The sequence below is a fragment of the Noviherbaspirillum sp. genome, assembly GCF_035627455.1.
Classification (GTDB): domain Bacteria; phylum Pseudomonadota; class Gammaproteobacteria; order Burkholderiales; family Burkholderiaceae_D; genus Noviherbaspirillum.
This window is the reverse complement of sequence record NZ_DASPLS010000045.1, coordinates 1-24697: the sequence shown is the minus strand read 5'-3', so window position 1 is coordinate 24697 and position 24697 is coordinate 1. Positions and strand designations below refer to the sequence as shown.

Here is a 24697-nt window from a genome sequence, read left to right as displayed (position 1 = left end):
CGGGTGCGCTCCCGCCTGCTGCAAAAATGGCAATAACAAGGCATACTGCGGTTTTGCGCCGCGCCATCGCGACAGCGTGGCGCGGCGTTTTCATTTGTCATGCGAACGGGAGACAGCATCATGACCATCAAGATCGGCGACCGCTTGCCGGAAGGCACGCTTTCGGAATTCATCGAAGTCGAGACCGAAGGCTGCGCCCTCGGGCCGAATACCTTCAAGGTCAGCGACCTGACCAGGGGGAAGAAGATTGCCGTGTTCGGCCTGCCGGGTGCCTTCACCCCGACCTGCTCGGCCAAGCACGTGCCGGGCTATGTCGCGCTTGCCGACCAGTTCAAGGCCAAGGGCGTGGATGAGATCTGGTGCATCTCGGTCAACGACGCGTTCGTGATGGGCGCCTGGGGCCGCGACCAGAAGTCGACTGGCGTGGTGCGCATGATGGCCGACGGCAGCGCCGACTTCACCAGGGCGCTCGGCCTGGAGTTCGACCTGACCGCCAGGGGCATGGGCATCCGCTCGCAGCGCTACTCGATGCTGGTGGACGATGGCGTGATCAGGCAGCTCAATATCGAGCAGCCCGGGAAGTTCGAGGTGTCGAATGCGGAGACGCTGCTGGCCCAGCTTGGCTGAGCATCGGGTGAAGGAAGAAACGGCGCCGCGGGCGCCGTTTTTTTTTGCCCGCGGCCTTGATGCAGGTTAACACCAACCGTACGCTTACCGATAACAATGACAATTGAACAAAAACGACCTGAAGCGAACATAAACGAACATGCCCGATCGTGAAAGTGCTATATTGGTGGCAGCTCCGTATCGACTCATCGCCGATATCGGGTTGCAGAACATTTTCCGGCATGAACCGGGATGGAAGGCGCGATGCAGCAATTCGACTGTGACCTGCTGATCGTTGGCGGCGGCATCAATGGCGCCGGGATTGCGCGCGACGCCGCCGGGCGCGGTTTGTCCGTCGTGCTGTGCGAAAAGGACGACCTCGCGTCGCATACTTCTTCCGCGTCATCCAAGCTGATTCATGGCGGGTTGCGCTATCTGGAATATTACGAATTCGGCCTGGTGCGCAAGGCGCTGATCGAGCGCGAAGTGCTGCTGCGCGCCGCGCCGCATATCATGCGGCCGCTACGGTTCGTGCTGCCGCACGACAAGGGCCAGCGTCCGGCCTGGATGATCCGCACCGGCCTGTTCCTGTACGACTCGCTTGCCCGCCGTGAACTGCTGCCCGGCTCGCACGGCGTGGACCTGCGGGACCATCCCGCCGGCGCGCCGCTCAAGCCGCAATTCACGCGCGGCTTCGCCTATTCCGACGGCTGGGTGGACGACGCGCGCCTGGTCGTGCTCAACGCGGTCGACGCGGCAGAGAACGGCGCGCAGGTGTTGACACGCACACGCTGCGAAAGCGTGCGGCGCAGCGGGGACGTCTGGATCGCGCAGCTGGCAGGGCGCGACGGTCGCTCGACGGTGCGCGCGCGGGCGCTGGTCAATGCCGCCGGGCCGTGGGCGGCGCAATTCCTGCAGGAGGCGGCGGGCAGGCCATCGACGAAGGCCCTGCGCCTGATCAAGGGCAGCCACATCGTCGTGCCGCGCCTGTTCGATCATCCCTATGCCTATATCTTCCAGCATCCGGACGGGCGCATTGTGTTCGCGATTCCCTACGAGCACAGCTTCACGCTGATCGGCACGACCGACATCGAGTACCACGGCGATCCTGGCAGGGTGGTCATCGAACCGGACGAAATTCTTTACCTGTGCCAGCTTGCAAGCCGCTACTTCAGCCGCAAGATCCTGCCGGCGGACGTGGTCTGGGCCTATTCCGGCGTCCGTCCGCTGGTCGAGGATGCATCGGCGAACGCGTCCGCGGTGACGCGCGACTACCGGCTGGACCTGGAGGCCGGCGGGCCGCCGCTGTTGTCCGTCTTCGGCGGCAAGATCACCACCTTTCGCAAGCTCGCCGAAGAGGCGGTCGACATGCTGGCGCCGCTGCTTGGCGCGCGGCGCGGCGCATGGACCGCCGGTGCCTGCCTGCCCGGCGGCGATCTGTTCGGCAGCGGGCCGGCCAACCGCGCGGTGCTGGAGGTCGACCGCTACATTCACGACTTGCAACAGCGCTATGCGTGGCTGCCGCCGGCGCTCGTCGCCCGCTACGCGCGCGCCTACGGCACCCGCACCGACCTGCTGCTGGCCCAACGGTCCCGCCTTGCGGACATGGGAGATGAAATCGCCCCCGGCCTCTACGCTGCGGAAGCGGAGTACCTGATGCGGCATGAATGGGCGGTCGACGCCGCCGACATCCTGTGGCGCAGGACCAAGATCGGCTTGCACTTGCCGCGCGATGCGCAGGAAAAACTCGACGCCTGGATCGCGTTTCGCCGCCAAGGCGGCACACCGCCGCGGCAGCGCGCGCCGGCATTCGGCAACGCCTGATGAAACGCGGCCGGGGCGGAATTTCTTGATGCATAATCGGACTGCCGCATTGAGGCTGCCGCAATGAACATTGTCAAGGCTGTGGAGAGGGAGACTGTTCTGTGACCAAGTACATCCTTGCCCTGGATCAGGGCACGACCAGTTCGCGCGCCATCCTGTTCGATCGGGAAGGCCGCATGCACGGCATCGCGCAGCAGGAATTCCGCCAGATCTTCCCGCGCCCGGGCTGGGTCGAGCATGATGCGGACGAGATCTGGCGCAGCCAGCTGGGCGTCGCGCAGCAGGTGCTCAAGGAGTGCAAGGTCGCACCCGGCGACATCGCCGCCGTGGGCATCACCAACCAGCGCGAAACCACCGTTCTGTGGGACCGGGCCACCGGTGAACCGGTGGCCAATGCGATCGTCTGGCAAGACCACCGGACCGCCGATATGTGCGACGCACTGCGGGGGCAGGGCAAGGCGCCGTTGTTCCAGCAAAAGACCGGGCTCGTGATCGATGCCTATTTTTCCGGCACCAAGATCAAATGGCTGCTCGACAATGTCGAAGGGGTGCGCCGCAGGGCAGAGCGCGGCGAGCTTGCATTCGGCACGATCGATTCCTGGCTCATATTCAAGTTGTGCGGTGAGCATGTGGTCGACGCAAGCAACGCTTCGCGTACCCTGCTGTTCAACATCCATACCGGACAATGGGACGATGAACTGCTCGGATTGCTCGACATTCCGCGCAGCCTGCTGCCGCAAGTCGTTGCCAGCAGCGGCGTGGTGGGCAAAACGACGCCGGGTCTGCTCGGTGCGGCCATACCGATCGCCGGCATCGCCGGCGACCAGCAGGCGGCGACCTTCGGACAGGCATGCCATCGGCCGGGGATGGCCAAGAATACCTACGGCACCGGATGCTTCATGCTGATGCACACCGGCACGCAAGCCATGACTTCCGGCAACAATCTTCTCACCACGGTCGGCTGGACCATGGGCGGACGCACCGAATATATGCTCGAGGGCAGCGTGTTCAATGCCGGCGCGGCAGTGCAGTGGCTGCGCGACGGGTTGGGCATCATCAACAGTTCGGCCGAGGTGGAGGCGCTCGCCGCCAGCGTGCCGGATACCGGCGGCGTCTTCTTCGTGCCGGCCTTCGCCGGACTGGGAACGCCTTACTGGGACGCCTATGCGCGCGGCACCATTGTCGGCATCAGCCGCGGCACTACCAAGGCGCATATCGCGCGCGCGACCCTGGCTGCCATTGCCTACCAGAGCGCAGACGTGCTTGAAGCGATGCAGAAGGATGCCGCGATCCCGCTCGCCGAGTTGCGCGTGGACGGCGGCGCTGCACGCAACGACCTGTTGATGCAGTTCCAGGCGGACGTGCTCGGTGTGCCGGTGGTCAGACCAGTGGTTACCGAAACGACGGCGCTCGGCGCCGCCTATCTTGCCGGCCTCGCGGTCGGATACTGGGAATCGCGCGAGGAAATTGCGGCACAGTGGCAGGTGCAGAAACGCTTCGAGCCGGCGATGCCAGACGAGGAGCGCATGGAGCGCATGACCGCATGGCGCAGGGCCGTGCAGCGGGCGTTGCACTGGGCGGAGCCGCATTGACGGCGACACAAGACCGGTCGTGGTGAGCAGGAGAAGCGTGGTGTAACTCCAACAAAGGTTACAACCGGTGACAACTGACTCGTGGGTTAGTTGCTATAATTCACGGATGCTCAAACAACGTACCGTCAAACAGCTTGTCAAGACCGTGGGCGTCGGACTGCATTCCGGCACCAAGGTCGAGCTCACGCTGCGGCCGGCCGCGCCGGACACCGGCATCATCTTCCGCCGGGTCGACGTCGATCCGCCGGTCGACCTGCCCGCATCGGCCACCGGCGTCGGCGACACCCGGCTCGCATCCGTGCTGCAAAAGGATGGCGTGCGCGTGTCCACCGTCGAGCACCTGATGTCGGCCTGTGCCGGGCTGGGCATCGACAACCTGTATGTCGACCTCACCGCGGAAGAAATCCCGATCATGGACGGCTCCGCCGCGTCTTTCGTCTTCCTGCTGCAGCAGGCCGGCTTGCACGAGCAGAACGCGCCGAAGAAGTTCATCCGCGTGAAAAAAACGGTCGAGGTCCGGGACGGCAAGGGCGCGCAGGAAAAATGGGCGCGCCTGGAGCCGTACAACGGATTCAAGCTCAAGTTCTTCATCGAATTCAACCATCCGGCGGTCGACGCCACCGGGCAGACCGCGGAAGTCGATTTCGAAGCGGATTCCTACGTCAAGGAAATCGCGCGGGCGCGCACCTTCGGCTTCATGCATGAAGTGGAAATGTTGCGCGGCATCGGCTTGATCCGGGGCGGGTCGCTGGAAAACGCGATCGTGATGGATGAATACCGCATCCTGAACCCGGACGGCCTGCGTTACGAAAACGAATTCGTGCGGCACAAGATCCTCGATGCGATCGGCGACCTGTACCTGGTCGGGCATCCGCTGCTTGCCAGCTACGTTGCGCACAAGTCGGGGCACATGATGAACAATCTGTTGCTGCGCGCCTTGCTGGAGCAGCCGGATGCGTACGACATCGTGAGCTTCGATTCGATCGACAAGGCGCCGGGCTTTGCGCGCCAGGTCGGACAGGAATGGGCGTTTAGCTGATTACCTGATCTTCCCATGGCGCTTGAGCATGTTCTCGAGCGCCTCCATCAGCGCCTGGTTGCCGGGCGCCTTCTCCAGCGAATCCTTCAGGCCTTCAAACGCGGTCAATGCCTTTTCCGGCATGACCAGTTCCTTCTGCCTTGTTGTGCTGGCAGCAATGTTTCCAACTTGCACTTTGATTCGTATTGCGTTAACCTGCCATCCCCGCTTCAGCAGGTTGTCTTGAAGCTTTGGCAACTGTTGCTTCAATTTCGCGGCGAGTGCCGCGTTGGGCGCGGCGATGGTTAATTGATCGCCATCGAACCGCAAGACGGAACAAGCGTCAAAAAGCGCGGGAAGAACAGCCGAGCACTCGTCTTGCAGTGCTGCCAGGCGTGTGACGGCCGGCAATAGTGTGGCCATTTTGTCGTGCATGCGCAGAAAGTCCGTAACAGCTGTAACACTGCTCGCGGACTTCGACTTTGCGCGTGTAGACTGAAAACGTTGCTGCGAAGAAATAGATAATGGTGTACGGCGCATGCGCCAACCTTATCACATTCGGGCGGACGAGTCGGAGGAGTTGTAATGCAAATTATCCTGTTGCACCCCCGCTTCAGCACCAGGACCGTGACGCTGACGCGATGGCATCTTGCATTGCTTGTGCTGGCATTCCTCTCCTCTGTTGTCCTCGTTGCCTTCTTCCTGTACTTCCTGACTTTCCGTCACGCCACCGATCTCAACATCCCCTTCGTGCGCGACGCTCTCGCGTCCGCGACGCAGGACGACAGCCAGAAGAAAGACAAATACGTCAAGGAAAACCTGGCTGCGATGGCGATGAAGCTGGGCGAGATGCAGGCACAGCTGATGCGCCTGGATGCGCTGGGCGAGCGGGTGCAGGGCCTGGCCGGCGTGAAGCCGCAGGAGTTCAACTTCAGGGAATTGCCGGGCCGCGGCGGCGCCGAACCGTCGGGCATGAAGGACAAGCCGCTTTCCATGCACGAATTCCAGCAATTGCTCGATGCGATGGCGCGCGACGTCGAACACCGCGCCGACTACATGAACGTGGTCGAGACCACGCTGATGAGCCACAAGATCAAGTCCAAGCTGTTGCCGACGATCCAGCCGGTCAATGTCAGCTATAACGCCTCCGGCTTCGGCTGGCGCTTCGATCCGTTCACCGGCCGCCAGGCATTTCATGAAGGAATCGATTTCGCCGCTGCCGTCGGCACCCCCATTGTCGCGGCGGCGGGTGGCGTGGTGATCGCAGCGGAATACCATCACCAGTTCGGCAACATGATCGAGATCGACCACGGCAACGACATGGTGACCCGCTATGCGCACTGCTCCAGGATCCACGTCAAGGTCGGCGACATTGTCAAACGCGGCCAGCGCGTCGGCGACGTCGGCTCGACCGGCCGTTCGACCGGAGCGCATCTGCATTTCGAGGTGCTGGTGAAAGGCATCCAGCAAGATCCGCACAAATTCCTGTCGGCCGGCGCCGACCAGGCAAAGATGGCGGCACTGGCCGCGAAGTAATCCCGCTGGCATTGCCGGGTAAAGTCGCCGAGCTATTGTTTCCTGCCTTGTCGCCCCCATCTCTCGCACAACCAGGCCGGTTGCTGCGGCGACTTTTGTCACTGCGCAATCATTTTGCGCTTCCGGCCCGGCATGGGGCGGCCGGCTATGCCCTGCATGATAAAATCCGCAATTTAGCCCTATTCCGTCATTGCGAGGATCGCGAGCACGTCTCTTCGCAGCGTCATAAAGAACATTAAAGATGTCCCTACTGACCCAGATTTTCGGCAGCCGCAACCAGCGGCTGATCAAGCAATACCAGAAGACCGTTCGTGAAATCAATGCGCTTGAGCCGGCGATGGAAAAACTGTCCGACGCCGAACTGCAGGCCAAGACGCCCGAGCTGAAGGAGCGTCTTGCAAAGGGCGCGACGCTGGATGACATCCTGCCCGAAGCCTTCGCCGTCTGCCGCGAGGCGAGCAAACGGGTACTGAAGATGCGCCACTTCGACGTGCAGCTTATCGGCGGCATGGTTCTCCACTACGGCAAGATCGCCGAAATGGGCACCGGCGAGGGCAAGACCCTGATGGCGACGCTGGCCGCTTACCTCAACGCGCTTGCTGGCAAGGGCGTGCATGTGGTGACCGTCAACGATTACCTCGCGCAGCGCGACGCGGAATGGATGGGCAAGCTCTACGGCTGGCTCGGCTTGACCACCGGCGTGAACCTGTCGCAGATGCAGCATGATGCGAAGCAGGTCGCGTACGCGGCGGACATCACCTACGGCACCAACAATGAATTCGGCTTCGACTACCTGCGCGACAACATGGTGTACGACACCGGCGACCGGGTGCAGCGCGGGCTCAATTTCGCCATCGTCGACGAAGTCGACTCGATCCTGATCGACGAGGCGCGCACACCGCTGATCATTTCCGGCCAGGCGGAAGACCACACCGAGCTGTACATCAAGATGAATGCGGTGCCGCCGCTGCTGACGCAGCAGATCGGCGAGGAAACGCCGGATGGCAAGGGCAAGATCGAAGTGCCCGGCGACTACACCAAGGACGAGAAATCCCATCAGGTGCTGCTGACCGAATCCGGCCATGAGAAGGCCGAGCAGATCCTCACCCGCATGGGCCTGCTGGCGGAAGGCGCATCGCTGTACGACCCGGCCAACATCCTGCTGATCCACCACCTCTACGCCGCGCTGCGCGCCCACGTGCTGTATCACAAGGACCAGCACTATGTGGTGCAGAACGGCGAGGTCATCATCGTCGACGAATTCACCGGCCGCCTGATGGTCGGCCGCCGCTGGTCCGACGGCCTGCACCAGGCGGTCGAAGCCAAGGAAGGCGTGAAGATCCAGAACGAGAACCAGACGCTGGCATCGATCACCTTCCAGAATTACTTCCGCATGTACGGCAAGCTGGCCGGCATGACCGGCACCGCCGACACGGAAGCGTACGAGTTCCAGGAAATCTACAGCCTCGAAACCGTTGTCATCCCGCCCAACCGTCCGAGCCAGCGCAAGGACCGCCAGGACCAGGTGTACAAGAGCGCGGAAGAGAGGTACAACGCGGTGGTCAACGACATCAAGGACTGCTACGAACGCGGGCAGCCGGTCCTGGTGGGTACCACATCGATCGAGAATTCGGAGCTGATCTCCGCCATCCTGACCAAGCACAAGCTGCCGCACAACGTGCTCAATGCGAAACAGCATGCGCGCGAAGCGGAAATCGTCGCGCAGGCAGGCCGTCCGAAGATGATCACCATCGCCACCAACATGGCAGGACGCGGCACCGATATCGTGCTGGGCGGCAATGTGGAGAAGCAGATCCAGCTGATCGAAGCCGATTCCAGCCTGCCCGACGCCGAGAAGCAGCAAAGGGCGCAGAAGCTGCGCGACGAGTGGCAATCGTTGCACGACCACGTGGTTTCAGTCGGCGGCCTGCACATCATCGGCACCGAGCGGCATGAATCGCGCCGCATCGACAACCAGCTGCGCGGCCGCTCCGGCCGCCAGGGCGACCCCGGTTCCTCGCGCTTCTACCTGTCGCTGGACGATCCGCTGCTGCGCATCTTCGCCGGCGATCGCGTGCGCGCGATCATGGACCGCCTGAAAATGCCGGAGGGCGAGCCGATCGAGGCCGGCATCGTCAGCCGTTCCATCGAATCCGCGCAGCGCAAGGTCGAGGCGCGCAATTTCGACATCCGCAAGCAGCTGCTGGAATATGACGACGTCGCCAATGACCAGCGCAAGGTGATTTACCAGCAGCGCAACGAACTGCTGGAGGCGGCGGACGTATCCGAACTGATCGCATCCCTGCGCGACGGCCTGTTCGCCGACGTGTTCCGCGCCTTCGTGCCGGTCGAGTCGATGGAAGAGCAGTGGGACATCAAGGGCCTGGAAGCGGCGCTTGCCAATGAATGGCAGCTGGAAGTGCCGATCACCAAGATGCTCGAAGCGGAACCGGACCTGACCGACGAAGACCTGCTCGATCGTGTGCTGAAGGCGGCACGCGACGCCTATCAGGCCAAGGTCGACATCATCGGCAAGGAAGGCTTTGCCGGCTTCGAGCGCAGCGTGATGCTGCAGAGTATCGACACCCACTGGCGCGAACACCTGGCCGCACTCGATCACCTGCGCCAGGGCATCCACCTGCGCGGCTACGCGCAGAAGAACCCGAAACAGGAATACAAGCGCGAAGCCTTCGAGCTGTTCGGGCAGATGCTCGACCTGATCAAGAACGAAGTGGTGCGCATCATCATGACGGTGCGTATCCAGTCGCGCGAAGAGATCGATGCGGCGGAAGCCCAGCTGGCGCAGACGCATGTGGAAAACGTGCATTACGAGCATGCCGCCTTCAACCCGAACGCAGCGCCGGAAGAGCTGCTCGCACCGACCGCGAATGCGGAAGACGCGCGCAACCAGACGACGATGGTCAATGCGTTGCCGAAGGTTGGCCGCAACGATCCCTGCCCCTGCGGCAGCGGCAAGAAGTACAAGCAGTGCCACGGCAAGCTCGCCTGATCCGGCCTGTCCTCGACGCACACGCAAGGGCAGGGAAACCTGCCCTTCGTTTTTTCAGCGCATTTCCGGAGCCGACATGAACATCGACCACGCACACGGCAACAAGGCCTTCCGCGCCGCTCCCTTCATCAAGGAAATCGGCCGCGGCAGCAAGGGCGCGCGCAGCATGTCGCGGGAGGACGCCCGCAGCGTCTACGCGGCAATGCTCGACGGCCGCGTGTCCGACCTCGAGCTCGGCGCTCTGGTATTGGCAATGCGCATCAAGGGGGAAACCGTCGACGAGATCGCCGGCTTCATGGACGCCGCCGAGCAATCCTTCAACAAGCTCCCGATGCCGGACAGCGACTACGCGCCGATCGTCATCCCCAGCTATAACGGTTCGCGCCAGATGCCGAACCTGACGCCGCTGCTGGCGCTGTTGCTGGCGCAGCGCGGCGCGCCAGTCCTGATCCATGGCGTCAGCAGCGATCCCGGCCGCGTGACGACAGCGGAAATCCTGAGCGAGCTCGGATTCGCCGTTGCCCTCACCTATGGCGACGTGCAGCGCGGATTTGCACGGCGCGAACCGGTGTTCATCACGATCGAGGCGCTGGCGCCGAAAATCGCGCGCCTGCTCGCGATACGCCGCGTGCTCGGCGTGCGCAATTCGACGCATACGCTGGTGAAGATTCTGCAGCCTTTCGCCGGCGCCGCGTTGCGCCTGACCTCGTACACCCATCCGGAATACCTGGACATGCTCACCGCCTACTTTGGCAGCGCGGCGCCGGCGGAGCGCGGCGACGCCTTCCTGATGCGCGGGACCGAAGGCGAGACGGTCGCCAATGCGAAGCGGGCACAGCAGATCTCCTGGTTCCATGAACACCAGTGCACAGTGCTGGTGCAAAAGCAGGACCCGGTGGACGAATTGCCGCCGTTGCCGCTCCAATCCGATGCAGCCACGACTGCGGCATGGATCAAAGCCGTGCTTGCAGGCGAGCAGCCGGTGCCGGCACCGATCGCGGAACAGGTGGAACACTGCTTGCATGTAGCTAGGCTACTACATGCAAGACAGGTGTCCCATGGAGAAGCAGGGTAAGGTTGTGCTGGTCGGGGCAGGCCCCGGCGATCCGGAACTCCTCACGCTCAAGGCGGTGAAGGCGCTCGCCGCCGCCGATGTGATCCTCGTCGATGATCTCGTCAATCCCGAGATCCTGGATCACGCGCGCGCCGGTGCGCGCATCGTCCGGGTCGGCAAGCGCGGCGGCTGCGAATCGACGCCGCAGGAATTCATCGAAAGGCTGCTGGTCGCGGAAGCGCGCGCCGGCCACGCCGTGGTGCGTCTGAAGGGCGGCGATCCTTTCATCTTCGGGCGCGGCGGGGAAGAGCGCGAATACCTGCAGGCGGCGGGAATTCCGGTCGAGGTAGTCAATGGCATCAGCAGCGGCCTGGCAGCGCCCTCGTCGATCGGCGTGCCGCTCACGCATCGGAACCGGACCCGCGGCGTGGTGTTCGTCACGGGGCACGGCGCGAGCGCCGACGCCGAGCCGGACTGGAAGACACTTGCCGCGCTCGACATGACCCTGGTCATCTACATGGCGGTGGCCCGCTGCGCCGCAATCCAGCAAGCCTTGCTGGCCGGCGGCAAAGCCGCGTCGACCCCGGTGGCGGTCATCCAGTCCGCCACCACGCGCGCGCAAGCGCAGCTGATCACCACGCTCGGCGAACTGGCCGGCGCGCTTGCTGCATCCGGGCTCGGAAGCCCGAGCATCATTGTCGTCGGCGAGGTCGTGCGCGGCGCTTTGCAGCAGCATGATGCATCCGTCAATGACAGGCTCGCCAGCTGCTTCGCTTGACCGTCTATCGGCCTTGTTCAAGGGCATTTATGCTGCGCCTTTTCCGCCTAGCGCTCACCGGGCGTGCTTCGCTTGACCTAGCTCACTGCCCGCGTCCCGGCGATTGATTAAATAGCTGACAATCCCGGCAAAAAAAACTGCCACCAGGAATCATTTGCCGGAACTTTATTCGTTGCCGCCTGACAAAGTATTGCGCTCATACAAGTGATTGCAGCAATAAGAACAGGTAGCCGGTGCCCGCCCACGGAGGTTCCGCAAGCCATTTCACAGCTCTTCCTGACCGCGCGGTTACGCATGCATGCACATTGCGCACCGGGTGTTGTCACATGTGGCACTTAACCGGTTCTTGTCCCGCTCCTTGCGAATCAAAGAACAATTTTTTCGAAGAGGAGAATCATGTCCTGGACCTTCCCCCTGTTTGACCCGGCGCAGCCGCTGCAGTGGAACGCGCTGCTGCTGTTCGGCAGCCTGCTGCTGCTGGGGTTGGTCGGGGGGTATCTGGTTTCGAAAAATCCGTGGATACCGCGCATCACCGGTTATCTGCTGGTCGGCTTCGTGCTCGGCGAAGGCGGCTTGCAGTGGCTGTCGGGCGACATCCTGAAAGTTGCGCACATCTTCGCCGATATCGCGCTTGCGCTGGTCGTCTATCAGCTCGGCCGCTATGTCGACATCGGCTGGCTGCGTCAGGAGCGCTGGCTGTTTGCGACGGTGGTCAGCGGCGCTGCGCTCTGTTTTGCGTTCGTCTGGGGCGCGCTGGAACTGCTCGGCGTGCCGCGTCACCTGGCCATCCTCGCCGGCGTGTTAGCGATCGGTACCGCGCCGGCGGTGGTGATGGTCGTCGTGCGCGACCTCGGTGCGGAAGGGCATGTGACGCGCAGGCTGGCAGCGATGACCGCATTGAACAATCTGGTGGCGCTGGTGTCCGCATATATTGTGCTGCCGGTCGTTGCGACCGATGTCGATGTGCCGATGCAGACCTTGCTGTCGGGAACGCTGTATTCTGTGTTCGGGTCCGCGCTGCTGGCCTACCTTACCTACCGGCTGATGATGCCGCTGGCGCGCCTGCTCGGACGCGAGCGCAGCAGGCAATTCGTGCTGGTCATTGCGATCATCACCCTCACCATCGGCGCGGCGCACGCCCTGCGCCTGCCGGTGCTGCTGACCATGCTGGTCTTCGCGATCCTGTCCAAGAACCTCGACCTGCAGTACGACCTGATGGAGCTGGAATTCGGCGTGGCGAGCGAATTGTTCATCGTGATGCTGTTTGCCGCGATCGGCGCATCGATCAGCAGAGCGGATATCGCCACCATCGGCCTGTCCGTCGTGGTGCTGATCGGCGCCCGGTTTGCTGCGATGGCATGCAGCATTTTTGCGTTTGCACGGCCGGCGCGGCTGAAATGGCGGCAGGCCGGTCTGCTGGCGCTGGGTACGCTGCCGATGGCAGAGGCCAGCTTCGGGCTGGCGCAGATCTCGTCGGTCTATCCGCAGACCGCGGCGGCGGTCGCGCCGCTGCTGGCGGGCACGCTGATCGTGCTGGAGTTGCTGGGGCCGATCGCGACGCAGTTTGCGTTGATCAAATCCGGCGAGAGCGGCCGCGATTAGGTATCGCAGAACAGATTTCCGGAGACAGCCATGCACAACCTTCCCTTTACCACGTCGACACCCTACACGATGGGAATCGAGCTCGAGCTGCAACTGGTGAACCGGCGCAACTACAACCTCGCCACCGACGCCCTCGACCTGCTCGCCTGGATCGAGCCGCGCAACTTGCAGAACCAGATCAAGCTGGAAATCACGCAAGGCATGATCGAACTGAATTCGAGCATCCAGACCCGCGTCGACCACATGCTGGAGGAATTGAAGGACTTGCGCGGCGCCCTCACGCGCGGTGCGCAGCACCTGAATATCGATGTTGCCGGCGGCGGTGCGCATCCTTTCCAGAACTGGAGCGAACAGCGCATCACGCCGAGCGAGCGCTTTCACCATCTGCACGAGAAATACGGTTATCTTGCCAAAACGTTTACCGTGTTCGGCCAGCATATCCATATCGGCGTCGAGAATGGCGACGATGCGTTGTACCTGACGCACGGCTTTTCGCGCTATGTTCCGCATTTCATCGCGCTGTCGGCCGCCTCGCCGTTCTTTCAGGGCGTCGACACCTCGTTCGACTCTTCGCGCAGCAACGTGGTGCGCGCCTTTCCGCTGGCAGGCACCGCGCCGGTGATGACGAAATGGGGCGATTTCGAAAAGTATTACGACGAGCTGATGCGCCTGGGCGTCATCGGCAGCATGAAAGACTTTTACTGGGACATCCGTCCGAAACCCGAATACGGTACCGTCGAAATCCGCGTGTGCGATACGCCGCTGACGCTGGAACATGCCGCCTTGCTCGGCTGCTATGCACAGCTGCTGGCGCGCTGGCTGCTCACCGAGCGGCCGCTCGATATCGACGATGACTTCTACCTGCTGTATCAATTCAACCGTTTCCAGGCCAGCCGCTACGGCCTGGAGGGCGAGATCGCGCAGCACAGCGACGACAAGGTTTCCCCGGCCGGCAAGCAGTCGATCTTCGTCAACATCCTGGACCGCCTGCAGGATCTGAAGCGCTATGCGCAGAACGAGGCGGAGCTGCAGGCATTGAAGCGGCTGCGCCACATGGCTTACGAGCGGCTGAACGACGCGACCTGGCTGCGCGAAACCTACCGCAAGCGCGGCTCCCTGAACGACGTGATGCGGCTGTCGTCCGAGTTGTGGATGAAACACTCGTCGTCACCTTATTTCCATTGATCTCGTTCCGAGCATTTACAATCATGGCTTGTCCTCAAAGTAACAAGCCATGTTCAAAGAATTCGACGTCGCGGTGATCGGCGCCGGCGCCGCCGGCATGATGTGCGCCGCGATCGCCGGCCAGAACGGCAGGAAGGTCGTGCTGATCGACCATGCCGAAAAGCTGGCCGAAAAGATCCGCATTTCCGGCGGCGGCCGCTGCAATTTCACCAACCTGCATGCAGGCCCGCAAAACTACCTGTCGAACAACCCGCATTTCTGCAAGAGCGCGCTGTCGCGCTACACACCGCAGGATTTCCTCGCGCTGGTCAAGCGCCACCGCATCGCGTACCACGAAAAGCACAAGGGCCAGCTGTTCTGCGACAGCTCGGCGGAGCAGATCATCGACATGCTCAAGGCCGAGTGCGAGCGCGGCCATGTCGCCTGGCGCATGCCGTGCAAGGTGGAAGCGGTCGGCCGGGAGGGCGAGCGCTTCATCATCGGCACCGACAGCGGGTCGGTCCTGGCCAAACATGTGGTGGTCGCCACCGGCGGCCTGTCGATCCCGAAAATCGGCGCCACCGATTTTGCGTTTCGCATTGCCAGGCAGTTCGGGCTGAAACTGGTCGAGCCGCGCCCCGGCCTGGTGCCGCTTACATTCGACGCTGGCGCCTGGCAACCCTTCATTCCGCTTGCAGGGATCTCGCTCGAGGTGGACATCGAAACCGGCGAGAAAAAGTCGCGCACGCGCTTCCGGGAAGACCTGCTGTTTACGCACCGCGGCTTGTCAGGCCCTGCGGTGCTGCAGATATCCAGTTTCTGGCGGCCGGGAACGGCGCTGTCGCTGAACCTGGTGCCGGAAGTCGATGTCGCGCACACGCTCATCGAAGGCAAGACGACGTTGAAGAAAAACCTTGGCAACATCCTGGCGCAATGGCTGCCCGCGCGGCTGGCCGATGGCTGGCTGGTCGCCAGCGGCTTCGCGCCGGACGCGCGCATTGCCGACCTGCCGGACAAGCAGTTGCGCAAACTCGGCGAATCGCTCAACCGGTGGGTGATCCTGCCGGACGGCTCGGAAGGCTACCGCAAGGCAGAGGTCACCTGCGGCGGCATCGATACGCGCGAGCTGTCGCAGCAGAGCATGATGAGCGCGAAGATGCCCGGTCTGCATTTCATCGGCGAGGCGGTGGATGTGACGGGCTGGCTCGGCGGGTATAACTTCCAGTGGGCGTGGGCATCCGGCTTCGCCGCCGGCTTGTCCGTTTGACAATCGTGCGCCGATCCGACACTTGTCGGAGAACATGCTTTTCAAGGTTTGGCGAAACTGTTATACTCGCGGTCTTTCCTTCAAATTCCTTGGTTTGAATTTACATGACCACCATTCGCATTAAAGAAAACGAGCCTTTCGAAGTCGCCATGCGTCGCTTCAAGCGCACCATCGAAAAGACCGGTCTGCTGACCGAGCTGCGTGCGCGCGAGTTCTACGAGAAGCCGACCGCCGAGCGCAAGCGTAAGCTCGCCGCTGCCGTGAAGCGCCACTACAAGCGCATCCGCAGCCAGCAATTGCCGAAGAAGATGTACTGATTTCGCCGCCGCACCCCGTGGTGCGGTGCATTCCAAACCCGCTCCGGTGTATCCCCGCAGCGGGTTTTGGTGTTTAGGGCGTCTGAAATGCGCGGCAGCCTGCCTGGAGCGTCTGGGCGCAGCTGGTGCGTCCGTCTGAAACTGGAGAAAAAATGGGCCTGAAAGAGCAGATCACCGAAGACATGAAAGCCGCGATGCGTGCCAAGGACAGCGCCAGGCTGGGCACCATCCGCCTGTTGACCGCCGCGATGAAGCAGAAGGAAGTCGACGAGCGCATCGAGCTGACCGACGCCCATGTTCTTGCGATCATCGAAAAGATGATCAAGCAGCGCAAGGATTCCATCACCCAGTTCGAAGCCGGTGGCCGCCAGGACCTGGCCGACAATGAAAAGGCCGAACTCGAGGTGCTCTCCGCTTACATGCCGGCCGCATTGTCCGATGCGGAAATCCAGGCGCAGGTGGCGGCTGCGGTAGCCGAAACCGGTGCCGCCGGCCCGCAGGACATGGGGAAAGTGATGGGCGTGCTCAAGCCGAAACTCGCCGGGCGTGCCGACATGACCGTGGTATCGGGGCTGGTGAAGGCGGCATTGTCCAAGGCCTGATCGGCCCTGGCGAAGGCGGTTTTAATCCGCCGCCTTGCCCCCATCTAAAAACGGATGCCTTCGTGTTTTCCGGGCTGCTCTCCCGGCGCCCCTGGCATCCGCTTGATTTCCGGGAATCTTCTCGCCCTCGCACCGTGCCGCCGTGATACCGCAATCTTTCATTCAGGATTTGCTCAACCGGGTCGACATCGTCGATGTGGTCGGCCGCTATGTGCAGCTGAAGAAGGGCGGTGCCAACTTCATGGGGCTGTGCCCCTTCCACAACGAAAAATCCCCCAGCTTTACCGTCAGTCCGACCAAGCAGTTCTACCATTGCTTCGGATGCGGCGCGCACGGCACCGCGATCGGTTTCCTGATTGAATATTCCGGCCTCGGTTTCGTCGAGGCGGTCAAGGATCTGGCGCAGAACGTCGGCATGACGGTGCCGGACGACGACCGGTTGCCGCCGGCGCGCCGCGCCGAGGTGCAGGCCAAGAGCATGGCATTGTCCGAGGTGATGAGCCAGGCCTGCGACTACTACCGCCACCAGTTGCGCGGCGCGCAGCATGCCATCGGCTACCTCAAGAACCGCGGCTTGACCGGCGAAATCGCCGCGAAATTCGGCCTCGGCTATGCGCCCGGCGGATGGGACAACCTGCGCGCGGTATTTCCCGATTACGGTCTTTCCGCACTGGTTGAAGCCGGCCTGGTGATCGACAAGAGCGAGGAAGAGGGCGGCGGGCGCAAACGCTACGACCGTTTCCGCGACCGCATCATGTTCCCGATTCGCAACACTAAAGGCCAGGTAATCGGTTTTGGCGGACGCGTTCTGGACGGCGGAGAGCCAAAGTACTTGAACTCTCCGGAAACACCCCTATTTCAGAAGGGACACGAGCTGTACGGCCTGTTCGAGGCGCGGCAGGCGATCCGGGACGCGGGTTATGTGCTGGTGACCGAAGGGTACATGGATGTCGTCGCGCTGGCGCAGCTGGGATTTCCGCAGGCGGTCGCGACGCTCGGTACTGCCTGCACCCCGACGCATGTGCAGAAACTGCTGCGGCAGACCGATCATGTAATTTTCAGCTTCGACGGCGACGCGGCCGGGCGGCGCGCGGCGCGGCGGGCGCTGGACGCCTGTCTGCCTCACGCGACGGACAACAAGACGCTGAAGTTCCTGTTCCTGCCGCCGGAACATGACCCTGACAGCTATGTGCGCGAATTTGGCGCGGAAGCATTTGAACAGCAGGTGCGCGATGCGATGCCGCTATCGCAGTTCCTGCTGAAGGAAGTGACGCAGGAAAACGACCTGACGACGTCGGAAGGCCGCGCCAAGGCGCAGTTCGAGGCCAAGCCGCTGCTGCAGGCGATGCCGCCGTCGGCGTTGCGCCTGCAGATCGTGCGCGTGCTGGCGCAGCAGACGCAGACGACGCCGGCGGAAATCGAGGCATTGTTCGAGCTGGCGCAGCCGGTCGCGCGAACCAAGGTTGCGCCGCCCAAGGCCAAGCGCACCGCGCCGATGGGGCTGGAGCGGCAAATGATCCGGCTGCTGGTCGCGCATCCTTCGCTGGCTGGGGGGCTGGAGCAGGATACGCTGGATGCGGTTGCCCGGCTCGCGCCGGACAATGCGGACATGCTGCGGCAGTTGATCGATGCCTGCCTGGCGCTCGGGCCGCAAGCAAATTTTGCGGCGCTGGCGGAGCAGTTGCGGGCGCTGAATTCGGACTTCGATCCGCTGATTGCCGAAATTGCCGCGGAAACGGAATCGGATCTGGAGACTGCCCGGCTCGAACTTGCCGGAGCGGTGCGGCAGACTAAAATGCAAGTATTGAAAGTGGAACTGGACCGTCTGGCGACGACCGGTCTGGCGACCGAAGAAGCTCGCGCGCGCTACCGCGAGCTGATGCAACAACAAGAGCAACTCAAGCGCGGACTGGCCGGCGGCGGCGGGTAGCCCCTACGCGCGGCAAAACAGCCGGGAATACAGCGAAGCGCGGAGACGAAAAGAATTTCATGGCATACGGTCGGCAGCTGCGTGCAGGCGCATGCAACGTCCTGGCCGGAGCGAGGTCGAAGGCATTACGGCGGCCTCTTCGGGTGCCTTTGAAATGGAGAAATATTGCTCTCTGTGGTATAATTTAAAGCTTTTGATTCAAAGTCTTAGGTAATTTGGTTGTGCGTGTTGAAATTCAGCCGGACAACGAAAAAACCACGGACATGTCGCGCGGGCGAATGCCGAAGCCAGTACGCAAGATCGGCTCCAACACGCGCAATCTACTCGGCGCACGAGAGCAAACCAGTTGGTATCGATTCCATGGCAAACGCAATGAAAAAACCCGCGAAAACGACCGCAACCGCAAAAAAAGCGAAATCGGCTGCAACTAAACCCGCCTCGAGCAAGTCGATGGCAAAGCCTGCCGTGAAGAAGACCGCTGCCGCCGCGCCCGCAAGCAAGGCGAAAACTCCGATCAAAGCTGCGACGAAAACGGTTGCCAAGAGTACGCCTAAAACCGCTGAGAAGGCAACCCCGTTGACGTCGAAATCTTCATCCCGAGCTGCTGCAAAGCCGGCTCCCGAGAAACTGAAAGCACCCGTGACGAACAAGAAATCCGAATTGAAGACCGCAAGCAAGGCCGTCAAGGTCGCGGCGAAAGCCGAGCCGAAGTCCGATAGCAAAGTGATGACAGTCAGCCAGACTACCGATGCGGAAGCACTGGCGGCGATCGATACGTCCAGCTACGTTTTGCCCGCCGTCAAAGTGCCAGGCCGCCGCGGCCGCAAGCCGAAGGAATTCCAGCCGGAGAACGATGAAGTCGCCGCGCTGAATGCCGTCGAACGTGCGGAACTGAAGGCAGCGGACAAGGCAAAGGCAAAAGACCGCAAGGCCAAGGAAAAGGCGCTGCTGAAGGACGCGTTCTCTTCCGACACCGAGGCGAGCGAGGAAGAACTCGAGCAGCGCCGTCAGAAGCTCAAGACGCTGATCAAGCTCGGCAAGGACCGCGGCTTCCTGACGTACTCGGAAATCAACGACCACCTGCCCGAAAATATTGTCGATCCGGAAGCGATCGACGGCATCATCGGCACGTTCAACGACATGGGCATCGCGGTCTACGAGCAGGCGCCCGACGCCGAGACGCTGCTGCTGTCCGACAGCGTGGCCACCGTTGCCACCGACGACGACGCCGAAGCCGCTGCGGAAGCCGCGCTGTCGACGGTCGACTCCGACTTCGGCCGCACCACCGACCCGGTGCGCATGTACATGCGCGAAATGGGTTCGGTCGAGCTGCTCACGCGCGAAGGCGAGATCGAGATCGCCAAGCGCATCGAGGAAGGCCTGAAGGACATGATCCAGGCGATCTCCGCCTGCCCGACCACGATCGCCGAAATCCTCGCCGCGGCCGACCGCATCGAGAAGGATGAAGTGAAGGTTGACGAAATCGTCGACGGCCTGGTCGACCCGAACGCGGCCGACGTCGTCGCCGCACCGGTTGCCGCCGCTTCCGACGATGATGAAGACGAGGACGCCGAGGAGGAAGAGGAAGAAGAGGAAGAGGAAAACAGCGGCGGCGGTGCTGCCGCCGGTTACTCCGCGGAGCAGCTGGAACAGCTGAAGCGTGATTCGCTGGCCAAGTTCAACGAGATCGCCGCCCAGTTCGACAAGATGCGCAAGGCGTACGAGAAGGAAGGCTACAACTCCAAGCCCTACGTGAAGGCGCAGGAAACCATCTCCAACGAACTGCTGGGCATCCGCTTCACCGCCAAGTTCGTCGAGAAGCTGTGCGACACGCTGCGCGGCCAGGTCGATGAAGTCCGCCACATCGAAAAGCAGATTCTCGAAGTCGCGGTCAACAAGTGCGGCATGCCGCGCACCCACTTCATCAAGGTCTTCCCCGGCAACGAAACCGATCTTGACTGGGTCGACCAGGAAGTCGCCGCGAACCATTCGTACAGCGCGGTACTCGGCCGTAACGTGCCGGCGATCAAGGAACTGCAGCAGAAGCTGATCGACCTGCAGGCACGTGTCGTGCTGCCGCTGCCGGACCTGCGCAACATCAACAAGCAGATGGCGGCCGGCGAAATGAAGGCACGCAAGGCCAAGCGCGAAATGACCGAGGCCAACCTGCGCCTGGTGATCTCGATCGCGAAGAAGTACACCAATCGCGGCCTGCAATTCCTCGACCTGATCCAGGAAGGCAACATTGGCCTGATGAAGGCGGTGGACAAGTTCGAATACCGCCGCGGTTACAAGTTTTCGACCTATGCGACGTGGTGGATCCGCCAGGCCATCACCCGTTCAATCGCGGACCAGGCGCGCACGATCCGTATCCCGGTGCACATGATCGAGACGATCAACAAGATGAACCGGATCTCGCGCCAGATCCTGCAGGAGACCGGCGCGGAGCCGGATCCGGCGACGCTGGCGATCAAGATGGATATGCCGGAAGACAAGATCCGCAAGATCATGAAGATCGCGAAGGAACCGATCTCGATGGAAACGCCGATCGGCGACGACGACGATTCCCATCTTGGCGACTTCATCGAGGACAACAACACCCTGGCCCCGGCCGATGCGGCGCTGCATGCATCGATGCGCGGCGTGGTGAAGGACGTGCTCGATTCGCTGACGCCGCGCGAGGCGAAGGTGCTGCGCATGCGCTTCGGTATCGAAATGTCGACCGACCACACGCTGGAAGAGGTCGGCAAGCAGTTCGACGTCACCCGCGAGCGTATCCGCCAGATCGAAGCGAAGGCATTGCGCAAGCTGCGCCATCCGTCGCGCTCCGACAAGCTGAAGAGCTTCCTCGAAGGCAGTTAATCGTTTAACATGTAACATGTAGAAACGTTCTTGGGCGGCTAACACCGCCCAAGTCGTTTCCCGGGGCCTCTAGCTCATGCTTGGTTAGAGCAGCGGACCCATAATCCGTTGGTGCCGTGTTCGACTCACGGGAGGCCCACCAAAACTAGCAGGAAATACAAAGGGTTAGCGAAAGCTAGCCCTTTGTCACATCTGAGGCTGCAGTTTATGGCTCCGCTATCGCTCCCCGACTGTGGGGCGGCTGGAGCTCAAGGGGGATGCGAGTGCTAGACGTGATGCCCATGATTCCGGACGAGATGGTCTTGACTCGTCTCAGTGAACTCGATCCTCTGTTGTCTCTTACGCCGAGACAGGTAGCCATGATCATGGCTAAAACGGAGAAGCAACTCGAGGAGGTGCGCAAAGCTGGGAACGGGCCGCCATTCGACACGCAGAACGGTAGGGTGATTTATTACGTTGGGCAGGTGAGGGATTACCAGCGCGACAGATGACGAGCCACACCTATCGTTTGACGCTGGAGGCCAATCGGACATGCGAGAATCGAATTGCGGGCTTTGACGTGGCGGAAGCGAGGAAGGCGTCCATGCTTGTGATGTACCCCCATTCGTAGTGCCAGGGGCCTTCTAGCAAAGTCCAATTAAAAACATCAAATTCTTTCTTGGTCGCCGACCTTTGACAGCCGGTTTGTCCGGCAGCTTGCAGCAAATTCCGCCGGTGTCTGGTAGTTCAATGCGCTATGCGGCCGATGCTCATTGTAATCGCGCCGCCATGCCGCGATTCGTATGCGCGCTTCCGCCAGGCTGGTGAACCAGTGGTCGTTCAGGCATTCGTCTCTGAAGCGACCATTAAAACTCTCGATGTAGGCGTTCTGCGTTGGCTTGCCCGCCTCAATCAGCTTGAGTTGTACGCCGTTCTGATACGCCCATTGATCCAATGCCTTGCCGGTAAACTCTGGCCCCTGATCCGTTCGGATGGCTGATGGCAAGCCACGGAACTGCGCTGCTCGCTCCAGCACGCGAACGACGTAGTGACCGGAAATGCCATGCTCAGCGACCAAATCGACCGACTCCTTGGTGAAGTCGTCCACGATGGTCAACACCTTGATCCTTCGGCCATTGGCCAGCGCATCGCTGACGAAATCCATAGACCATACTTCATTGGGCCGGCTTGGCAGTGCCAGTTGCTCTCGTTCTACTGCCACACCATGCCGCTTGCGCCGGCGCTTTACCGCCAAGCCAGCGCCCTGATAAAGACGAAATATCCGTTTGTGATTTGCCTCGATGCCTTCACGTCTTAACAGCGCATGCAAGCGACGATAGCCAAAGCGGCGGCGTTCGCCAGCCAGTTCAACCATGCGAGCCTGCAATTGCTCGTTCCCGGGTTGGGCCTTGCCCTGGTAGTGCAAGACAGTGCGTGACAGCCCCACAAGCAGACAGGCGCGGCGCTCGGAAATCGTTATCTTCTCCAGCATCGCTGCGACCATCTCACGCTTGGCCTGTGGGTTCAGTGCTTTCGGCCTAACGCCACTTTCAGAGCCTCTGCATCCAGCATTGATTCGGCCAACAGCTTCTTGAGCTGGGCATTCTCCGCTTCCAGGTCCCGCAGCCGCTTCGCATCCGGCACCGTCATGCCGCCGAATTTGGCGCGCCAGGTGTAAAACGATGCATCGCTAAAGCCATGCTGTCGACACAGCTCTTTGACCGATATGCCGGCATCGGCCTGCTTCAGAAACCCAATAATCTGCTCGTCGGTAAACCGCTTCTTCACGTTCGTTCTCCCTTTCGAAAACGAACTTTACTAGATCACCATGGCACTGTTTATTGGGGGCACATCATATTTGCCACGTCGCTATTAATTTTGAAAAGGCTTACGGCCTCGACGAGCTCCTCGGCGCGAGCTTTAAGTTCCGCGCTCGCGGCAGTCGCTTCGTCCACCATGGCTGCATTTTGTTGCGTCATTTCGTCCATTTTTCGTAATGCTGTACTCAACGCATCGAAATCGTCACTTTGATCTCTGCTTGCCTCGGTTATTTCGCTCATGAGGTGCGCCACGCGCTTTACCGAGATGACGATTTCGTCCATGGTTTGACCTGCTGTGGCCACAAGAGTGCTCCCCATGTCGACGCTCTGCACCGACTCACCGATCAATGCCGTGATTTCCTTTGATGCTTCGGCCGAGCGCTGCGCCAGGCTTCTGACTTCAGCGGCAACGACGGCAAAGCCGCGCCCTTGGTTGCCGGCGCGAGCCGCCTCGACTGCAGCGTTTAACGCCAGGATGTTCGTCTGGAATGCGATCCCATCTACCACACCGATGATCTCTGCAATACGACGAGACGACTTTTTGATCAACTCCATGGTCTCCACGACCTGCGATACGACTGAACCACCTCGAATGGCATTTTCCGTAGCAGTTTTCGCCTGCTCATTTGCGAGCGTCGCATTATCGGTTGTATGTTTCACTGCGAAATTGAGTTGGCTAATTGATTCCGCCGTTTTGGCGAGGGAGCTGGCCTGCTGTTCGGTCCGCACCGAAAGGTTTAATGTGCCGTCAGCGATCTCAGACGACGCGAGCTGGATATTCGCAGTGTCTTGTCGTACTTGCTCGACAATCCGCTTCAGGCTGTCGTTCATGTCTCGTAACGACTGCATCAACATGCCTGTTTCGTCTTGAGAGGATGCAACTATATTTGTGGTTAGATCACCTGCGGCGATCTGTTTTGCTACAGAAACCGCTTCCTTCAGAGGGCGCGTTATTTTGCGCGTGGTAATGGTACTGATAACAATACCGCCAATCAAACCTGCTGCGGCAATAAACAGCATAAGTATGAGGGCGCGTTGGATTGCTTCGGTTGAGCGCCTTCCTTCAGACAGGGAGTGCTCTTCTGTTTGACGAACAATGGTGTCAAGGATCTGCGTATAAGCGACGCTTGCCACCTGTAGCTCACCTGGAAGGTTGGGTTCCTTGTATGCCGCATCGCCTGCCGATACTGCTAAGAATTGGGACAGGGCTTGGGCAAAGTTTGAATAGGCAGCCTTTAGGTCTTGGATGTTCTTCCTTTCGTCCTCCGTCAGGAAGTCCGCGCTTTCAAGCTTTGCGGTATTTTCCTCGACGAAATGGGATGATTGCTCAATCAGCGAGCGTTCAGTTTGTATTCCCTCAACATCGCCGGCAACTGACATGGATGGAATCTTGCGAGTGGACGTCATCAACTCGTTGAAGTCCATCCTGATGGTGTTGGCAAGCAGAAGTTGCGGAAAGCGATGGCTGACCAGCATCTCAATGCTGCCCGCGGTAAGGTAAAGATAGAAGACGCCAATAGCAGTCACCGCCATCGTCACTGCGATGATCGAGCCGAATCCGGCGGCTAGCCGGCGTCCGATCGTTAAACTTAAGACTTTCAAGTGTCCCTCCCACCCCATACATTTGAGGCCATAGATTGCCTCGGACAAATCCCAGTACTGCATCACAGGATCAATTCAACGATTTTTTTACTTTTTGTTTTCTACGCTCCGCTCAGCAAGCGCACCGTACAGAT

19 protein-coding genes and 1 tRNA gene are annotated in these 24697 nt (G+C 61.2%); 16 read left to right on the top strand and 4 right to left on the bottom strand.

All coding sequences use genetic code 11. From position 1 onward, the window contains the following. Positions 1-120 precede the first annotated feature (120 nt). The 4 genes from VEC01_RS08740 (at position 121) to lpxC (ending at position 5061) form a co-directional block, all read left to right on the top strand. A complete protein-coding gene (locus tag VEC01_RS08740) occupies positions 121-627 on the top strand; it encodes a peroxiredoxin (protein ID WP_324900425.1) in 507 nt (168 codons plus the stop codon). Positions 628-870: 243 nt separating this feature from the next. Continuing rightward, positions 871-2430: a glycerol-3-phosphate dehydrogenase gene (glpD, locus tag VEC01_RS08735; RefSeq protein WP_324900424.1), complete on the top strand. Its 1560-nt coding sequence runs from the start codon at positions 871-873 to the stop codon at positions 2428-2430. Positions 2431-2531: 101 nt separating this feature from the next. Continuing rightward, positions 2532-4022 (top strand): glycerol kinase GlpK, encoded by a 1491-nt coding sequence (gene glpK, locus VEC01_RS08730; protein WP_324900423.1) that lies wholly within the window; start codon positions 2532-2534, stop codon positions 4020-4022. A gap of 106 nt (positions 4023-4128) precedes the next feature. Further along, positions 4129-5061, top strand: a complete 933-nt coding sequence (gene lpxC, locus VEC01_RS08725) for a UDP-3-O-acyl-N-acetylglucosamine deacetylase (RefSeq protein ID WP_324900422.1) — start codon at positions 4129-4131, stop codon at positions 5059-5061. Here the strand turns inward: lpxC and VEC01_RS08720 are convergent, their stop codons facing one another. Then, positions 5062-5475, bottom strand: a complete 414-nt coding sequence (locus VEC01_RS08720) for a DciA family protein (RefSeq protein WP_324900421.1) — start codon at positions 5473-5475, stop codon at positions 5062-5064. It abuts the gene before it with no gap. Positions 5476-5625: 150 nt separating this feature from the next. Between VEC01_RS08720 and VEC01_RS08715 the strand changes: the two genes are divergently transcribed. The 10 genes from VEC01_RS08715 (at position 5626) to dnaG (ending at position 18300) form a co-directional block, all read left to right on the top strand. Beyond that, entirely contained in the window at positions 5626-6576 is a 951-nt protein-coding gene (locus VEC01_RS08715) for a M23 family metallopeptidase (protein ID WP_324900420.1), read from the top strand. Between the two features lie 241 nt (positions 6577-6817). Further along, positions 6818-9586: a preprotein translocase subunit SecA gene (secA, locus tag VEC01_RS08710; protein WP_324900419.1), complete on the top strand. Its 2769-nt coding sequence runs from the start codon at positions 6818-6820 to the stop codon at positions 9584-9586. Between the two features lie 76 nt (positions 9587-9662). Further along, the gene (gene ybiB / locus VEC01_RS08705) at positions 9663-10661 is read left to right on the top strand and encodes a DNA-binding protein YbiB (protein ID WP_324900418.1); all 999 of its coding nucleotides are present in this window, start codon (positions 9663-9665) and stop codon (positions 10659-10661) included. Then, positions 10645-11418: a uroporphyrinogen-III C-methyltransferase gene (cobA, locus tag VEC01_RS08700; protein ID WP_324900417.1), complete on the top strand. Its 774-nt coding sequence runs from the start codon at positions 10645-10647 to the stop codon at positions 11416-11418. Before ybiB ends, cobA begins: the two co-directional genes overlap by 17 nt. A gap of 396 nt (positions 11419-11814) precedes the next feature. Next, entirely contained in the window at positions 11815-13020 is a 1206-nt protein-coding gene (locus VEC01_RS08695) for a cation:proton antiporter (RefSeq protein WP_324900416.1), read from the top strand. A gap of 30 nt (positions 13021-13050) precedes the next feature. Then, the gene (locus tag VEC01_RS08690) at positions 13051-14205 is read left to right on the top strand and encodes a YbdK family carboxylate-amine ligase (RefSeq protein ID WP_324900415.1); all 1155 of its coding nucleotides are present in this window, start codon (positions 13051-13053) and stop codon (positions 14203-14205) included. 49 nt (positions 14206-14254) lie between these two features. Continuing rightward, positions 14255-15451, top strand: coding sequence for an NAD(P)/FAD-dependent oxidoreductase (locus VEC01_RS08685; protein WP_324900414.1), 1197 nt, complete (start codon positions 14255-14257; stop codon positions 15449-15451). Between the two features lie 104 nt (positions 15452-15555). After that, entirely contained in the window at positions 15556-15768 is a 213-nt protein-coding gene (gene rpsU / locus VEC01_RS08680; protein WP_088706764.1) for a 30S ribosomal protein S21, read from the top strand. 152 nt (positions 15769-15920) lie between these two features. Then, positions 15921-16370 carry a GatB/YqeY domain-containing protein gene (locus VEC01_RS08675; protein ID WP_324900413.1) on the top strand — a complete coding sequence of 150 codons (450 nt, stop codon included), beginning with the start codon at positions 15921-15923 and terminating at the stop codon, positions 16368-16370. A gap of 142 nt (positions 16371-16512) precedes the next feature. Further along, the gene (gene dnaG, locus VEC01_RS08670; RefSeq protein ID WP_324900412.1) at positions 16513-18300 is read left to right on the top strand and encodes a DNA primase; all 1788 of its coding nucleotides are present in this window, start codon (positions 16513-16515) and stop codon (positions 18298-18300) included. 320 nt (positions 18301-18620) lie between these two features. Here dnaG and VEC01_RS08665 read toward each other — a convergent pair whose 3' ends face one another. Then, positions 18621-18950 carry a hypothetical protein gene (locus VEC01_RS08665; protein WP_324900411.1) on the bottom strand — a complete coding sequence of 110 codons (330 nt, stop codon included), beginning with the start codon at positions 18948-18950 and terminating at the stop codon, positions 18621-18623. On the opposite strand from VEC01_RS08665, the gene rpoD reads away from it, so the two are divergent. Together rpoD and VEC01_RS08655 are read left to right on the top strand one after the other, a co-directional pair. Further along, positions 18940-21162 carry an RNA polymerase sigma factor RpoD gene (rpoD, locus tag VEC01_RS08660; RefSeq protein WP_414691432.1) on the top strand — a complete coding sequence of 741 codons (2223 nt, stop codon included), beginning with the start codon at positions 18940-18942 and terminating at the stop codon, positions 21160-21162. The genes VEC01_RS08665 and rpoD overlap by 11 nt on opposite strands. 63 nt (positions 21163-21225) lie before the next feature. Next, positions 21226-21304, top strand: a tRNA-Ile gene (locus VEC01_RS08655). 504 nt (positions 21305-21808) lie between these two features. Here VEC01_RS08655 and VEC01_RS08650 read toward each other — a convergent pair. Beyond that, positions 21809-22929, bottom strand: a protein-coding gene (locus VEC01_RS08650) for an IS3 family transposase (RefSeq protein ID WP_414691431.1) whose coding sequence is annotated in 2 segments (ribosomal slippage) — positions 21809-22686 and positions 22686-22929 — 1122 coding nt in all. Because the reading frame shifts where the segments join, the coding sequence is not laid out codon by codon here. A gap of 50 nt (positions 22930-22979) precedes the next feature. Then, complete coding sequence (locus VEC01_RS08645) at positions 22980-24626, bottom strand: methyl-accepting chemotaxis protein (protein WP_324900409.1); 1647 nt, start codon at positions 24624-24626, stop codon at positions 22980-22982. Positions 24627-24697 lie beyond the last annotated feature (71 nt).

Coding starts and splice junctions, on each gene's coding strand:
- cobA (WP_324900417.1), top strand. CDS start 10,645: ATGGAGAAGCAGGGTAAGGTTGTGCTGGTCGGGGCAGGCCCCGGCGAT.
- VEC01_RS08690 (WP_324900415.1), top strand. CDS start 13,051: ATGCACAACCTTCCCTTTACCACGTCGACACCCTACACGATGGGAATC.
- VEC01_RS08695 (WP_324900416.1), top strand. CDS start 11,815: ATGTCCTGGACCTTCCCCCTGTTTGACCCGGCGCAGCCGCTGCAGTGG.
- rpsU (WP_088706764.1), top strand. CDS start 15,556: ATGACCACCATTCGCATTAAAGAAAACGAGCCTTTCGAAGTCGCCATG.
- VEC01_RS08675 (WP_324900413.1), top strand. CDS start 15,921: ATGGGCCTGAAAGAGCAGATCACCGAAGACATGAAAGCCGCGATGCGT.
- glpD (WP_324900424.1), top strand. CDS start 871: ATGCAGCAATTCGACTGTGACCTGCTGATCGTTGGCGGCGGCATCAAT.
- lpxC (WP_324900422.1), top strand. CDS start 4,129: ATGCTCAAACAACGTACCGTCAAACAGCTTGTCAAGACCGTGGGCGTC.
- secA (WP_324900419.1), top strand. CDS start 6,818: ATGTCCCTACTGACCCAGATTTTCGGCAGCCGCAACCAGCGGCTGATC.
- VEC01_RS08720 (WP_324900421.1), bottom strand. CDS start 5,475: ATGCACGACAAAATGGCCACACTATTGCCGGCCGTCACACGCCTGGCA.
- VEC01_RS08685 (WP_324900414.1), top strand. CDS start 14,255: ATGTTCAAAGAATTCGACGTCGCGGTGATCGGCGCCGGCGCCGCCGGC.
- VEC01_RS08715 (WP_324900420.1), top strand. CDS start 5,626: ATGCAAATTATCCTGTTGCACCCCCGCTTCAGCACCAGGACCGTGACG.
- VEC01_RS08740 (WP_324900425.1), top strand. CDS start 121: ATGACCATCAAGATCGGCGACCGCTTGCCGGAAGGCACGCTTTCGGAA.
- ybiB (WP_324900418.1), top strand. CDS start 9,663: ATGAACATCGACCACGCACACGGCAACAAGGCCTTCCGCGCCGCTCCC.
- VEC01_RS08645 (WP_324900409.1), bottom strand. CDS start 24,626: ATGCAGTACTGGGATTTGTCCGAGGCAATCTATGGCCTCAAATGTATG.